At 68.5% G+C, this 14625-nt stretch carries 9 protein-coding genes; 5 read left to right on the forward strand and 4 right to left on the reverse strand.

The features are described from left to right. Positions 1-2: 2 nt before the first annotated feature. The 3 genes from ACEN9H_RS12935 to ACEN9H_RS12945 are packed head-to-tail and all read right to left on the reverse strand — an operon-like array spanning position 3 to position 5201. Positions 3-1298 carry a right-handed parallel beta-helix repeat-containing protein gene (locus ACEN9H_RS12935; RefSeq protein WP_413675074.1) on the reverse strand — a complete coding sequence of 432 codons (1296 nt, stop codon included), beginning with the start codon at positions 1296-1298 and terminating at the stop codon, positions 3-5. Between the two features lies 1 nt (position 1299). After that, a complete protein-coding gene (locus ACEN9H_RS12940) occupies positions 1300-3987 on the reverse strand; it encodes a Tat pathway signal sequence domain protein (protein ID WP_413675075.1) in 2688 nt (895 codons plus the stop codon). Further along, positions 3987-5201, reverse strand: a complete 1215-nt coding sequence (locus ACEN9H_RS12945) for a DUF4861 family protein (protein WP_413675076.1) — start codon at positions 5199-5201, stop codon at positions 3987-3989. The genes ACEN9H_RS12940 and ACEN9H_RS12945 overlap by 1 nt, the downstream gene beginning before the upstream one ends. Positions 5202-5486: 285 nt before the next feature. Here ACEN9H_RS12945 and ACEN9H_RS12950 point away from each other — a divergent pair, with 285 nt between their 5' ends. From ACEN9H_RS12950 to ACEN9H_RS12970, 5 genes are all read left to right on the forward strand, one after another. Further along, positions 5487-6137, forward strand: coding sequence for a class I SAM-dependent methyltransferase (locus ACEN9H_RS12950; protein WP_056125579.1), 651 nt, complete (start codon positions 5487-5489; stop codon positions 6135-6137). Positions 6138-6254: 117 nt separating this feature from the next. Continuing rightward, positions 6255-7262 (forward strand): DUF2156 domain-containing protein, encoded by a 1008-nt coding sequence (locus tag ACEN9H_RS12955; RefSeq protein WP_413675077.1) that lies wholly within the window; start codon positions 6255-6257, stop codon positions 7260-7262. A 15-nt stretch (positions 7263-7277) separates the two neighbouring features. Beyond that, positions 7278-8876: an SDR family oxidoreductase gene (locus ACEN9H_RS12960; RefSeq protein ID WP_413675078.1), complete on the forward strand. Its 1599-nt coding sequence runs from the start codon at positions 7278-7280 to the stop codon at positions 8874-8876. 212 nt (positions 8877-9088) lie between these two features. Next, positions 9089-11479 (forward strand): EAL domain-containing protein, encoded by a 2391-nt coding sequence (locus ACEN9H_RS12965; protein ID WP_413675079.1) that lies wholly within the window; start codon positions 9089-9091, stop codon positions 11477-11479. Between the two features lie 19 nt (positions 11480-11498). Beyond that, positions 11499-11786 carry a hypothetical protein gene (locus ACEN9H_RS12970; RefSeq protein WP_413675080.1) on the forward strand — a complete coding sequence of 96 codons (288 nt, stop codon included), beginning with the start codon at positions 11499-11501 and terminating at the stop codon, positions 11784-11786. 10 nt (positions 11787-11796) lie between these two features. Here ACEN9H_RS12970 and ACEN9H_RS12975 read toward each other — a convergent pair whose 3' ends face one another. After that, the gene (locus ACEN9H_RS12975; protein ID WP_413675081.1) at positions 11797-14469 is read right to left on the reverse strand and encodes a PAS domain S-box protein; all 2673 of its coding nucleotides are present in this window, start codon (positions 14467-14469) and stop codon (positions 11797-11799) included. Positions 14470-14625: the final 156 nt, after the last annotated feature.

Consider the following 14625-nt stretch of genomic DNA (forward strand, 5'->3'; position numbering starts at 1 on the left):
ATTCAGCGCTCGAACGCGCCCAGGTCCGGTGCCTTGCCGCGGAAGGGCAGGCCCACGTCGACGCCGCGGTCGATGACGGCGCTGGCGGCAGACGGGTGGAACATGGGCAGGTCCGGCAGGCTGCCGTCCGGCTTGCGCGGCGCGTCCCAGCCGGTGGGCGCCACGCTGTCGAAGTCGGACGGCTTCAACGCAAGGTGCAGATCCCAGGAGTTGGCCGCGCTGTCCGCGCCTTCCACCTTCAGCGCCGCACCCGCCGGGTAGGCGAGGTTGTTGCGCAGGGTGCCCAGGTAGACGGGACCGCCGTCAGGGGCCACGCCGAGCATATTGTAATCGATAACATTTCCAAAAGCCGTATTGCCGAAGAAGTCCAGCGCGATGGGATGATGGTTGGCATAAAAACCCGACACCTTGTTGTCGAAGGCGACGGAAAACCGCACGACGTGCTTCACGCCGTTCGGCACATATTTGCCGCCATAGCCGCCCGCCTTGATGCCGTTGCCGTTCCCCGCCGCGAGCGGCGTGTGCGTGCCCGGCAGGTAGCCGTGCTGCCACGCCCACGAGTATTCGATGGTCACCGGCGAGTACGCGTTGATCAGGTCGAAGCCGTCGTCCGTGTTCGCCCACGCGCGGCAGCCGCGGAACACATTGCCCGGATGGCCCGCGCTCACGTGGGCGCCGAAGCCGTCCGCGCTCTGGCCCGCGCCGTTCGATGTGTACGGATCGTAGTTGTGGTGCGAATCGCTGTTCAGTACGAGGTTCCAGCCGCCGTCCTTGATGAACAGGCCCGGGCCCATGTTGTGGTGCAGGTTCAGCTGCTCGAACACGTCGTGGTTCGCATCGACCCACACGCCCCACGATTCGTGGTTCAGCCGGTTGTCCGGCTGCTGCGGCGCGCCCGTGATCTCCAGGCCTTTCAGCTGGATCCAGTCGGCGACGACTTCGATGCCCTTGACGCGGCAATCGTCCTTCATGCCCGAGAAATCGAACACCGGCGTCTCGCCCGGATACGCCCAGTAGCGGATCGGCTGCTGTTCCGTGCCGCTCTTGTCGAGGACGATGGCGGACACGGTCGCGCGGCGCGACGCGCACGCCGCGGTGGCCTTCGTGTAGGCGTAGCGGCCGCCGCGGAAATATACGGTGTCGCCCGGCTGCGCCACGGCCTGCGCGTGCGCGAACGATTGCCATGGGGCGGCCAGGGTGCCGGCCGCGGTGTCGCTGCCGGTCGGTGCCACGTACCAGGTCGCGGCGGATGCGTGCCCGGCGACGAGCGCCGCGGCAATGACGAGGAAACGATGCATGTCAGGTCTCCTGGTTACGGGGCAGCGCGTCGCCGATCAGCGCCAGGTTCTGGATGGCGGCGAGGCCCCATTGCGCCGTCTCGTTCGTGCTCACCCACGGCACTTCGTCGACGGGATGCAACACGTCCGGCCCGGCCACGCGTACGGTACGGAACGGACGCTGCCTGACTTCGCCCGCGAACTCCCGCCACGCGCGCTGCGCCAGCCTGGGGTCCTTGCGCTTCCAGGCCGCGTACGCGGTCAGGCGCGAGTGGCCGACGTACAGCGCATGCGTGGCCCCGTGCGGCGCGCCGAGGCGGCGGCGCTGCTCGTCGACCGGCGCGTTGAACAGTTCGCAGTAGTCGAGCCACGCCCGCTCGAAGGCCGTGTCGCCCGTCAGGCGTATCAGCTCGTCGAAGATCTCGACGGCGCCGAACACGGCGTTCAGGTGCAGGGCCTTCACGTCGGTGCCGATCATGTTGTGCAGCCGGCCCGTGTCCGGCTCGTAGCCCATGCGGTCGCCGTTGAAGAAGCCGTGCGGCATGGCGGCGATGTCGCGCATGCCGGTGACGATCTTGTCGCGGTAGCGCGCGCTGCCGGTGCGCTCCCACTCGGTCAGCCAGTTCGCCACGAGCGATGCCCAGTCCGTGCCGAAGCTGATCCGCGCCGGGTAAGGCCCCTTGGGCGGCTGGTTCGCGAGCTTGCGGACCGGATCGACGTCGTCCAGCCTGCGGTCCGCATCGAGCACCTCGCGCATGATGTCGCCGGTGCGCTCGTCCCCCGTCAGGTAGTAATAAAAGCGCCGGTAGACGGCCGTGCTGATGCGCACCTGCTTGGCGCTGCAGCCCCAGTGCTGCACGTTGTGGCGCGAGCCGAGCCCCGCGAAACGGCCCAGGTGGTAAGTATCGACTTCGCTCGTGTGCCGCACCATCGCCTCGCCCATGCGGAAGATGTCGGCGCGGCCCGTGCGCAGGAACGAGTACCACAGCCACAGGTCGGGCGACAGTTCCGAATTGTCCCACGCGAAGCCGCCCACGTCGTAGCGCCAGTCGTGGCGGTCGGCGTCGTAGGTGTGGCGGATGTCGCCGTAGTCCCAGAAGCCGTACCAGCGGCGCTGCTCGACTTCCTTGCGGTAGAAATCGAAGCGCGCGTCCAGCTGGTCTTCGATCGCAGCGCGCGCCGGCGTGCTGCGGTCCGGCAGCGACCACAGGGTGCCGAACACCTGCGTCGCGAGGATGTGCGCGGGTGCGGGCACGAGCTGCGGCGGCGTCTGCACCGCCTGCGCGATCTCCACCAGGCGGGCGCGCGGCGGCGTCGCCTCGAACGCCCACAGCGTGATCTCGCTGCTGCGCGCGACGCCGACCGGCGTGCCGAAGCCTTTCTCGTAATCCTCGTACGTGATCTCCAGGCCCTGCAGCTCCTCGGCATGCGTGTCCATGCCCATGCCGTCGTGGTAGAAACGCAGGTCCATCGCGGGCGCTTCCGGGGACCACATCCAGACGGTGGCGCGCGCCGTGTCCGTGTGGGCGTCGCGGATGTCCAGCTGCGTCGGGTGGCGCTGCCAGAAGTCGCGCAGGCCGAACGCGACGCCGCCGGACACGCCGCCCACATAGCCGGTACCGGGCGCGCGCCGGCCCCAGGCCGAATCGACCCAGCCGCATCCGGCCTTCGTGCGCTTGCGGATGCGGAAGCTGTCGGCCGACAGCTGCGCCAGCGACACGTCGCCCCACGCCGGCACGAGGTGCAGCAACGGCGCGACCTTGTCGGCCACGGGCGGGCAGCGTTCGCCCGCGAGCTGGGCGCGGCGCACGTCGGCGCCCGGGTCGCGCCGCAGGCCGGTCAGGTTGCGCACGCCCTCGGCCCACAGGCCGCCGTCCTCGCCGGCGAAGCGCACGTGGCGGTCGTGCAGCGCGTCGCGCAACGGCACGTCGAACGTGAGGCCGATGCCGCGGATGAAGTCTTGCCGCTCGTCGCCGTCGAACACGAACGTGTGCATGATGCGGATCGACTCGGCGCCCGCGTACAGGTAGAGCCGGACGGTGAACGGGAGCCAGGCGCGGGTCTTGTCGCGGTGCCGGCCTTCCAGCCTGATCACGCTGCGCACCGGGCCTTCCTGCTCGAGCGTCACTTGCTCGACTTCGCTCACGAATTCGCTGCGGCGCGTGCTGCCTTCCGGCTGGTCGTCGCGCAGCGCGACGAGGCGGACGTCGCGCGCGATGTCGCGGCCGGCGCGGCGGATGGCCGTCACGAGCACGGGGCCGCGTGACGGCACGGCGCATTCGACGACGCCCGTGCCTGCGACGAAGCCCCCGGCCGCGCGGCGCACGGTGACGGCCTGTTGCGCGCGGGCGCGCGGCGCGCCCGGACGCACGCGCAGGGCGGCGTCGGGGCGGACGCTTGCGCCGAGCGCGTGGGCCGTCCATTTCAGCGAGCCGTCAGGCCAGACCGCCAGCGGCCAGCTTTGCGCGGGCACGTCGCCGGAGGCGCCGTCGACCACGAATGGCTGGTCCTTGCCGACGGCGCCGCGCGGCCACGGCACGCCGAATGTCGTGCCGGCGCTGAACGCGGGTGCGCCTTCCAGCCAGCCCAGCGCCGCCCCGTCGGGTGGCTGCGCCGGCGTGGCCGCCGCCCGCGCCGTCCCGCCCAGCGGCAGTGCCGCGGCCACCGAGGTGACACGTGCGGTGGCGCGGAAGAAGTCGCGGCGGTCCATCAGCGCGCCGACAGGCTCACGCGCACGGGCGCGGCCACGCGCGCCGCTTCATCCGTCACGGTGCGCTGCCACTGCTCGCGCGAGGTGATTTCGCCGGCGCGCGTCCACGCGGCGCCCACGTAATAGCGCAGCGGCTGGCCGGACGTCACTGGCGCCAGCATGAACGCGTTGCGCGCATCGGTGCCGAAAGCCGGGTTGCCGGCGGACGGCAGGATCACGGCCACGCCGAAATCGCCGCTCTTCTTCTGCGCGACCCACTGGACGAGGGCTTTCGATTTTGCGTCTTCCGTGAACGTGGACTTGGCGTCCTCGCCCTTGTCGGCCGGTTCCTTGTTCAGGCCCACGGCCGCCTGCAGCGGACCGGTGCCCGCGAACGTGAAGGTGCTGTCGATGCGGTCGAAGTAATGGCCCGCGTCCACGGTGAAGCGCTTGACCTCGGCCACCCTGGTGCCGGCGGCGTCCCAGCCGTCGTAGGTCAGTTCGAAGATCGCGCGCACGGGGCCGTTGGCCAGCACTTTCCAGTGCGTGAAGTTGATGCCCGAGACCAGCTTGCCGCCGGCCCAGATGCCCGTGCCGCCGGCGCCCAGCGTCGTGCCGACGTTGTACATGTCGATGCCTTCGCCCTCGTCGTGGTGGTAGTGGTCGTGGCCGATGTTGTACCAGCGGTCGACGATCGGGTACGGGACCCGCTTGAACCAGATATCGAGGCCGCTCGTCTTCAGGACTTCCTTGTCGGAGCCGGCGGGCGCCGGGGCGGCGAGGGCGGGGCCGTAGGTGCGGTGCGCCACCTTGTCGTTCTCCCACGCGAAGTCGTCGAGGCGTTCCGGCACGATGCGGGCCCAGACCTTGGTGGGGAACGGGGGCACGACGGCGTCCGTCTTTTCGACCGTGAACGTGGCGCGCTTCTCGCCCGGCGCGAAGTCGTGCTGGAACAGCAGTTCGCCGTACGCGACGCCGTTCTTCTGCGGATCCTTCGCTTCCGGCGCCACGTTCGTCACCTGGTGCGGCAGTATGCGGCCGGCCCCGTCCTTCACGACGATGTGCTGGATGCCGGCATGCGGCAGCGCGTCGTTGACGCTCTTCCACGGGATGGCGATGGTTTCCGCCGGCCGGGCGATGGCCAGATCGTGGGTGACGGTGACGGTCAGGCGCTCCGCTGCGTGGGCAGTGGTGGCGAGGGCGGCGAGGGCGAACAGCGGCAGGGAGAGTTTCATCGTTCGTGGCGGCGTAAGGGTCCAGTGGGAATATGCCCGTCGAGTATCGATTCGGCGGCTCCCGGGTGTCAACTTACGGGCGGTGACGGGCGCCATTCAATCAGCGCGTTGAGCGATGGTCTTTACGCGCATGACCCGCAAAGCCAGTGTTTTGGCTCGCAAGGACAAGGCGCCGGGCCGTGGAATGCGCGGGCTTTCCATTACTCTAATGGGGCTTGACGTTCATGCAACGTGAACGGGGCAGGGGAGACACTTATATCGGTCGGAAAGACCGGAAGGGCAAACATGAGAGACAAGTACAAGCTCGTAGGGCCGATCTACGACTGGCTCAGCGCGTTCTACAGCGGCAAATCGATCCACCGCTGCAAGGTCGCCATGCTCGACAAACTGCGTCCGGGCGACAGGGTGCTGTTCGCCGGCGTCGGCCACGGCCGCGACGCGGTCCACGCCGCGCGGCTCGGCGCCGACGTCACCGTGGTCGATCTGTCGGCCACCATGCTGAAGAAATTCCAGGCCAATCTCGAACGCGAAGGCATCGTCGACGTGCGCATCCGCCAGGTGCACAGCGACATCATGCTGGTCGAAGAATTCGAGCAGTACGACATGGTCGTCGCGAACTTCTTCCTGAACGTGTTCGAGCAGGACATGATGCTGCGCGTGCTCGCGCACCTGATCCGCCTGGGCCGCCCGGGCGCCCACATTGTCGTCGGCGATTTCTCGTTCCCGACCGGGAACGTGTTCAGCCGTGTCGTCAAGACCCTGTACTGGTACGGGGCCGTCGGCTTCTTCTGGCTATTCGCCGGAAACGCCTTCCATAACATCTACAACTATCCGGAGTGGATGAAGAAGTTCGGCCTGCAGGTCGGCGAACAGAAGCACTACAAGCTGCTGCTGCTCGATTGCTATTGGTCGGTCATCGGGCAGAAACCGGCCTGAGACCCAACACCGTCGTCCCCGCGAAAGCGGGGATCCATGCTGAGCTGAACAGGACGCTCAGTATGGGTTCCCGCGTGCGCGGGAACGACGGGTGCCTGCAATCCAACCGGAGCCCACATGAGCCAACACGCTGTCGCGCTGGAGCGGCGCATCGCCGCCGACCTGTCCCATCACGATACGGCCAGGCGTGCCGCCGTACTGCGCCAATACGGCGGCCACGCGCTGTCGTTCTGCACCATGCAGCCGGGCATGTCGTATTTCGAAGTGCCCGGCGTCGGCTACATCGCCTTCGCGAAGTACTGGGGCATGCGCTTCGCGCTGGGCGAGCCCGTGTGCCCGCCGCACCTGCGCGACGCGATGCTCACCGCCTTCGTCGACCGCTATCCCGACGCCGTCTTCGTCCAGGTGGGCAAGGGCGTCGTCGACCACCTGCATGCCCGCCACGGCTATTACGGCACGCAGTTCGGCAGCGAGTCGCGCCTGGACCTCGCCACATTTTCACTTCGCGGCGCGCGCAAGCAGGTCATCCGCACGGCGATCAATGCCGCCCGCGCGGATGGCATCGAGATTCGCGAGGGCGGCTTCGACCACGACGTGCGCCGCATCTCCGACGCGTGGCTCCGCACGCGCCGCTGCAAGAACAACGAGATCCGCTTCCTGATCCGGCCGATGATCGTCGACTACCGCGAAGGCACGCGTTACTTCTACGCCTACCGCGGCATCGACGCCGTCGGCTTCGTGTTCTTCGATCCGCTGTACCGCGACGGCCGCCTGGCCGGCTACGTGCCGAACATCTCGCGCTCGTCCGCCAACTTCCGGCAAGGCCTGTGGTATGCGCTGATGGCGTACGCGATCGCGCGCTTCCAGGAAGAAGGCGTGCCGTGCGTGGACCTGGGCCTGACGCCGCTGATGCTGGCCGACGAGGTCGAGCCGCAGGAATCGCGCGTGCTGCGCGCCACGTTGTCCGTGATCCGCGAGCGGATGGACTTCCTCTACAACTTCAAGGGGCTGGAATTCGCTAAGTCGCGCTTCCAGGGGCAGGTCGACAAGACGTATTGCTGCCACCGGAACGCGCTGCCCGCCCTCGCCATGACGGCCATGTTCCGCCTGACGCGGATCATCTAGGCCATGGAGACACCCATGACGACCACCATCAACGAGGCAGTCGACGGGCTGCCGGACGTGCGCGACGCCTTTGCCGGCAAGCGCATCCTGCTTACGGGCGCGACGGGTTTCGTCGCGAAGGTCCTGCTGGAAAAGCTGATCCGCACCGTGCCCGACGTCGGGCGCATCGTGCTGCTGATCCGCGCAGGCAGCCACGGCGATGCCCGCGCGCGCTTCGAGCGCGAGGTCGCGGCTTCGTCCGTGTTCGACCACCTGCGCGCCGTGCGTCCCGCCTGGCTGGAACGCTTTATCGCCGAGCGGGTGGACTGCGTGACGGGCGAGATCACGGCGCCCGGCTTCGGCCTCGCGCCCGCGCGCTTCGCCGAGCTGGCGCGCGGCGTGGACGTGGTCGTGAACGCGGCCGCCAGCGTCGACTTCCGCGAGCCGCTCGACGAAGCGCTCGCCATCAATACGCTGAGCCTGCGCCACGTGACGGCGTTCGCGCGGGTGGCGGGCGCGCCGCTCGTGCACGTGTCGACCTGCTATGTGAACGGCTACCACCGCGGCGAGATGCGCGAGGCCGTCGTCGCGCCGGCAGGTAGCGCAAGCGACGTCATGCCGCGCCATCGCGACGGCTGGTACGACGTCGACGCGCTGATCGCTTCCCTGCAGCGCAAGATCGAGCGGCTGCGGGCGAAGGCTGGCGGCGCGGATCCGGAACGGCTGCGCCGGCGCCTGACGGACCTCGGCATCGCCCACGCCCAGCGCCACGGCTGGAACGACACCTACACGTTCACCAAGTGGCTCGGCGAGCAGGTCGCCCTCCGGGCCATGCACGGGCATGCGTTGACGATCGTGCGGCCGTCCATCATCGAAAGCACGCTGCGCGAGCCGGCGCCCGGCTGGATCGAAGGCGTGAAGGTGGCGGACGCCGTCATCCTCGCCTATGCGCGCGGCAAGACGAGCTTCTTCCCCGCGCGGCGCGAAGGCATCATCGACGTCATCCCCGTCGACCTCGTGGCGAACGCCATCGTGCTGGCGGGTGCGGAGGCGCTGTCCGCCGGGCCCGGCCGGCGCATCTACCAATGCTGCAGCGGTTCGACGAATCCGCTCGCGCTGGGTGAACTGATCCGGCTGCTGCAGGCGGAATCCAAACGCAACTGGCGCAAGTACGACCGCCTGTTCCACGCCGAGCCGAAGCACGATTTCCGCACGGTCGGGGAGGGCACGTTCCGGTTTTTCATGGGCGCGTTCGGCATCGGCGCGACGGCGTGGAATGGCCTGCGCCGCCTCGCGGGCGCGCCGGGTGCCCCGCACGCGCTGGACAAGCTGCGCACGACGCGCCTGCTGGCGCTGACGTTCGCCTTCTACGCGCATCCGCGCTACCGGTTCCACAACGCCGGCCTGCTGGCCCTGGCTGCGCGCTTCGGGGAGGACGCGCGGCGGCTGTATCCGGTGGATGCGCGCCTCGTCGACTGGGAAGACTACCTGTGCCGCATCCACATGGCGGGGCTGAACCGATATGCGCTGCGGCGGCGGGACGCGGTGCCGGAAGAACCGGCAGCCGCAGCTGCGCCAGCCACCGCTGCGCCAACTGCGGGCGTCGACCCTTTGGCGGCGCCGGCCTCGCGCTGACGGGCGGTGCGGCAAGCCGGACCGGCTTGTCCAACCATTATGCAACTAACCGACCAGTACGGCCGCCCACACCAGAACCTCGCCACCAGCACGCCGGGAGGCGCGGGCGGCATGCGATGTAAATATGCGCCCCTTCGGACGTGACTGCGCTATGATGTTTTCCCAATGGACGCAACGTGCATGCGCGCCCGGCCGGTTCCCTGGAGGAGCTCGTGAACCTTTCGCCTTTACCCCTCGCGGTATTCGTCGTCGACGCGGCAGGGAAGATCACGAGCTGGAACCGCGCCTGCGAAAAGCTGGCGGGCTATGGCGCGGCGGCCATCCGTCACTGCAGCCTCGACCAGATCATCGCCTTCGACGACCCGGCGGCCGTGACCTGGATCGGCGAGCGCGTCAACCAGGATTCGACGGGAGAACTGATTTGCGCGGACGGGCACCGGGTGCCGGTGCGGGTGACGGTGGCGCCGCAATCGCTCGATCCCGACCAGCCCGGCGGCTACAGCGTCATCGTCGTGCCGCGTGCCGGCCTGGCGCCGACCCGTTACGCATTGATCCAGGACCTGCCCATCGCCGACATCATCGAGGAATTGCCGTGCGTGTTCTACGTCATCGACCAGAGCGGGCATCTGCTGTTGTGGAACCACCAGCTGGAAGACGCGCTCGAGATGGCGAGCGAGGAGTTGCCGACGTTTAACGTCAAGAATTTCTTCGACGAGCGCGACCAGGCGATGATCGTGGAAAAGATCCTGGACGCCTTCGAGCGCGGCAGGTCGTACCACGAGGCCGACCTCGTCGGCAAGCACGGCAAGCGCACGACCTTCCTGTTCCATTGTTCGCGTGCGAGCCTGGGCAACCTGCCGGTCGTGTTCGGCACGGGCCTCGACATCACGTCGCGCAAGGAAGCCGAGCGCGGCCTGCGCGTGCGCGAGCGCGCCATGTACGCGAGCGTGAATGCGATCGTGATCACGTGCTGCGCGGACGGCGCCGACAACGTGATCGAGTACGTGAATCCCGCGTTCGAGCAGATCACCGGCTACACGCTGGCCGAGGTGAAGGGCCGCAATCCGCGCTTCATGCGCGTCGAGGATTGCGACGTGGGCGAGCAGCACCGCATCCACGACGCCGTCGCGCGCCGGCAGAGCGTGCGCGCCGTCCTGCGCAACCGGCGCAAGAACGGCGAGATCTTCTGGAACGACTTGCGTATCGATCCCGTCGGCAGCATGGAGGGCGAGGTGTCGCACTTCGTCGGCGTGATCAACGATATCACCGAAGCCCGCCATTACGAGCGCCGGCTGCAGCACCTCGCGCACCATGACGCGCTGACCGGTCTCGCCAACCGCACGCTGCTGCTGGAACGACTGAAGGCGGCGATCGATGCGGCGTCGTCCCATCGCCGCCAGGGAGCGCTCGCGTTCCTCGACCTCGACAACTTCAAGCACATCAACGACACCTTCGGCCACGAAGCCGGCGACGCCGTCCTGCGCGAGGTCGCGGCCCGCCTGCGCGACAGCATGCGCGAGGAAGACACCGTGGCGCGCCTGGGCGGCGACGAATTCGTCCTCGTGATCGCCGAGCAGACCGACGTCACCCAGTTGGCCTGTCTCGTCGAGCGGGTGCGCCAGAGCGTGTCGGCGCCCGTCGTCGTGGAGGGCAAGGAGATCCTGCCCGGCACGAGCATCGGCGTCAGCCTGTTCCCGCAGGACGGGCGCACGGTCGACGCCGTCATGCGCGCGGCCGACGCCGCCATGTACCACGCCAAGACCCTCGGCCGCAACAACGTGCAGTTCTATTCGGAGGAACTGAACCAGGTCGTGCACCAGCACCTGTTGCTGGAAGCGAGCCTGAGCCGTGCGATCCGCAACGGCGAACTGGTGCTCGGCTACCAGCCGAAGGTCGATCTGCGCACGGGCAAGGTGGTGGGCGCCGAGGCGCTCGTGCGCTGGCAGCATCCGGTCGACGGCATCATCGCGCCGGACATCTTCATTCCCGTCGCCGAGCAGACGGGCCTGATCATCCCGCTGGGCGACTGGGTGCTGGACGAGGCATGCGCCACGCTGCACGCGCTCGCCGCCGTGGGCATCGAGGACTTCGTCATCGCGGTGAACCTGTCCGCCCGCCAGCTGCGCCAGCGCCGCTTCGTGAACCGGCTGGCGGACACGCTGGCGCGGCACGGCGTCCCCGCGCACCGCCTGGAGCTGGAAGTGACGGAGAGCCAGCTGATGGACCACCCCGAAGAAGCGCGCGACGCGCTGGCCCAGTTGAAGCTGCTGGGCGTACGCCTGTCGATCGACGATTTCGGGACCGGTTACTCGAGCCTCAGCCACCTGCAGAAATTCCCCGTCGACTGCATCAAGATCGACCGGTCGTTCCTCGGCGGGGGCACGGATCCGGACGACGGCCATGAAGTCATCACGCGCGCCATCATCGCGCTCGGCCACAATCTCAAGTTGCAGGTGATCGCGGAAGGCGTCGAGACGATCGAGCAGCTGACGTTCCTGCGCGATCACGACTGCGACCAGATGCAGGGCTATTATTTCAGTCCGGCCCTCGCCCAGGACGGGCTGCAGGAGATGTTGCGGCGCGACGCGCGCCTGCCGATGTAGATACCGGAGGAGGTGGACGATGATGACGACGAATGTCGACGCCGTGCGCAGCGAGGTGCGCCGGGTGCTGCTGGCCACGCTGGCCATCCTGCTCGTGCCGGCCGTGGCGATGCGCTTCACGCACGAGGTCGACTGGGGCGCCGGCGATTTTCTCGTCGGCGGAGCGCTGCTGGCCGGAACCGGCCTGGCTTACGTACTGGCGAAGCGGTGCATTGCGGGCCCGACTGGCCGCGTGCTGGTCGGCGGCCTGCTTGCGGTCGGGCTGCTCCTCGCGTGGGCAGAACTCGCCGTCGGCGTGTTCCACTGACGCCGGCCTGTCAGGCGTACTCCCCCGTGTGCAGGACCGCGTAGGTGTGGCGGCCGGCTTCCTTGGCGGCGTACAGTGCGCGATCGGCCGTTTCCATCAGCGCCCGCGGGTCGACGCTGCCGCCGGACGCGAGGCCGATGCCGATCGTCGTCCCGACTTTCAAGGTGCGGCCGGCCACCGCGAACGGCTGCGCGATCGCGTCCAGGATCTTGCGGGCGACGCGTTCGACGTCGGCGTCGCTGCGCACGTCGTGCAGCAGCACCGTGAATTCGTCGCCGGCCAGGCGCGCGACCAGGTCGGTCGAGCGCACGCTGGTGCGCAGCCGGCGCGCGAATTCCACGAGCACGTCGTCGCCGGTCGCGTGGCCGTAGCGGTCGTTGATCTGCTTGAAGAAGTCCACGTCCAGGTACAGCAGCGCGCAGTCGCGGTCGCCCTGCCGCGAGCGGTTGGCGGCGCCTTCCAGCGCCTGCTCGAAGCGGCGCCGGTTCGGAAGCTGCGTGAGCGGGTCCGTGTGCGCCAGGGCGTGCAGGCTGCGCTCGTGCATGCGCGAGGCGGTGGCGTCCGTCGTCAGGATGTACACGCCGAGCACGCGGCCGTCGCGCATCTGCGGGAGGAACGTCGAGTGGGCGATGCGCGTGTGGTTCTTGCGCACGATCTCGTGTTCGCACTGCGACGCGTTGCCGAGCCAGGCCTGCTCCAGCGCCCTGGCCTGCGGCGCGTAGAAGCCGGGGCCGAACGCTTCCTCGACGGTGAGGCCGAGGATCCGCTCCGGCGGCACGCCCAGCCACGATGCGTGCACGGCGTTGGCGAACGCATAGCGGCGGTCGGCGTCCAGGTGGGCGATCAGCACCGGCACGTTGTCGGTGATCGTGCGCAGGCGCTCCTCGCTCTCGGCCTGGCGCAGCTCGGAGAGCTTGCGGGCGGTCATGTCGAACGCCATCGCGTAATAGCCGTCCGGCGTACCGTCCAGTGCGCGCTGCGGCACGAACATGCACTGGTAATGCAGCTGGCGGCCGTTCACCTCGATGACGTCCTCGAACGTGCTGCATTCGCCCGCGTGGACGCGGCGCAGGTGTGGTTCGAGCTTGGCGTATTCATGTGCCGAATAGGCGTCGCGCACGTCGTGGCCGATCAGCGCTTCGGCCGCCTTGCCATAGAACTGGATGGCGCGGCCGTTCAGGAACACGAACTTGCCCGCTGCGTTCACCTTGCCGATCAGCGCCGGCAGGTTTTCCGTGATGGCGCGCAGCCGGCGTTCGCTGGCTTCCAGCTGTTCGCGCGCCGTGTTGCGTTCGGTGATGTCGGTCATCGCCACGACGGCGCCCAGCATCCGCCCGTTGGCGCTTTTCAGCGGACGGCCGCTGGCCAGCAGGGTGGCGGCAGGGCGGCGCGGCGGCGCGATGGCCATCGCCTGTTCGCGCACGACCTCGCCACGCAGGACGCGGGCGAGCGGCACTTCGTCCGGCGCGAGCGGCGTGTGGCCGTCCGCTTCGTACAGGGCGTAATGCGTCGGCCAGTCGGCCGTCTTGACGCAGGCGCGGTCCAGGCCGTGCAGCATGCGGGCCTTCTTGTTGAACAACGTGAGGCTGCCCTCGGCGTCGCAGGCGACGACGGCGACGTCGATCGATTCCAGCACGGCGTCCAGCAATTCCTGCTTTTCGTCGAGTTGCTGGCGCGTGCGGTTGCGCTCGGAGACGTCGTCGATGAACGCGCCGATGCAGCGCCGGCCCTGCCATTCGTAGGCGCCGACTTTCATCTCGACGGTGATGCGGCGGCCGCTCGCCGTCAGCGCCGGCAGTTCGACCTGCCGGTCGACGACGGTGCTGAAGCCCGTCTGCGTGAAGCGGCGCATGCCCTCGACGTGTGCCGCGCGCAGTTCTTCCGGCACGATCAGGTCCGCCAGCGAACGGCCCACGGCCTCGCGCCGGCTCCAGCCGAAGATCCGTTCGGCTGCCGGGTTCCATTCGGTGATGCGGCCCTCGGGATCGGCGCCGACGAACGCGCTGTACGACGTCGCGACGATCGTCCGGTTCCAGCTTTCGGCATCGCGGAGCAGCGTCTCGGCCGCCTTCCGCTGGGCGATTTCCGTGGTGAGGTCCGCCAGGCGGGCTTCCAGTTCCGCCGTGCGTTGGGTCACGCGCTGCTCCAGTTCCGCGTTGAGCGACTTGAGGGCCTGTTCAGCCATCACGCGCGCCGTCGTGACGCGGGCCTGGTTCAGTTCCACTTGGACCAGGTCGGCCAGGTCGCGCAGGCACTGGCGCTGCGCGTCGTCGAAGCGGCGCGGGTTGCGGTCGACGATGCACAGCGTGCCCACCGCGTGGCCGTCGCAAAAGAGGGGCTGCCCGGCATAGAAACGGACGTGCGGCTCGCCCTTGACGAGTGGATTGCCGGCGAAGCGCGGATCGGCGGCCGCATCCTCGACGACGAACGTCTCGCATTGCGCGACCGTGTGGGCGCAGAAGGCATCCTCGCGGGCCGTCTGTTCCACGTCGAGGCCGCAGCGCGACTTGAACCACTGGCGCTTGTCGTCGACCAGCGTGATGAGTGCGATGGGCACGCCGAAGGTCATCGCGGCCAGGCGCGTGTAGCGGTCGAAGCGCGGCTCCGGCCGGGTATCCAGCAAGTCGAGCGCGGTCAGTGCCGCGAGGCGAGAAGTTTCCGAGATCGTCTTGGTCATCAGCATGGCCGTTCCAGGTGGTGTGAACGGCGGCGGGGCAGGGGCCGCAAGGAAGGCGCTCGCCGGGAGTTGGGGCGAGTGTCCGGGGGAATGGTAACACTAAATTCCTCACGGAAAGTTTCATTTTTGTGGAATGTGGCGCGACGACTACGTTGCAGTTCA

Origin of the sequence: Massilia cellulosiltytica (genome assembly GCF_047325105.1) — a bacterium.
GTDB lineage: Bacteria > Pseudomonadota > Gammaproteobacteria > Burkholderiales > Burkholderiaceae_D > Telluria > Telluria orientalis.

What these genes read in the sequence shown, in the direction of transcription:
- ACEN9H_RS12935 (WP_413675074.1), bottom strand. Translation starts at nt 1,298, where the DNA reads ATGCATCGTTTCCTCGTCATTGCCGCGGCGCTCGTCGCCGGGCACGCA.
- ACEN9H_RS12940 (WP_413675075.1), bottom strand. Translation starts at nt 3,987, where the DNA reads ATGGACCGCCGCGACTTCTTCCGCGCCACCGCACGTGTCACCTCGGTG.
- ACEN9H_RS12945 (WP_413675076.1), bottom strand. Translation starts at nt 5,201, where the DNA reads ATGAAACTCTCCCTGCCGCTGTTCGCCCTCGCCGCCCTCGCCACCACT.
- ACEN9H_RS12950 (WP_056125579.1), top strand. Translation starts at nt 5,487, where the DNA reads ATGAGAGACAAGTACAAGCTCGTAGGGCCGATCTACGACTGGCTCAGC.
- ACEN9H_RS12955 (WP_413675077.1), top strand. Translation starts at nt 6,255, where the DNA reads ATGAGCCAACACGCTGTCGCGCTGGAGCGGCGCATCGCCGCCGACCTG.
- ACEN9H_RS12960 (WP_413675078.1), top strand. Translation starts at nt 7,278, where the DNA reads ATGACGACCACCATCAACGAGGCAGTCGACGGGCTGCCGGACGTGCGC.
- ACEN9H_RS12970 (WP_413675080.1), top strand. Translation starts at nt 11,499, where the DNA reads ATGATGACGACGAATGTCGACGCCGTGCGCAGCGAGGTGCGCCGGGTG.
- ACEN9H_RS12975 (WP_413675081.1), bottom strand. Translation starts at nt 14,469, where the DNA reads ATGCTGATGACCAAGACGATCTCGGAAACTTCTCGCCTCGCGGCACTG.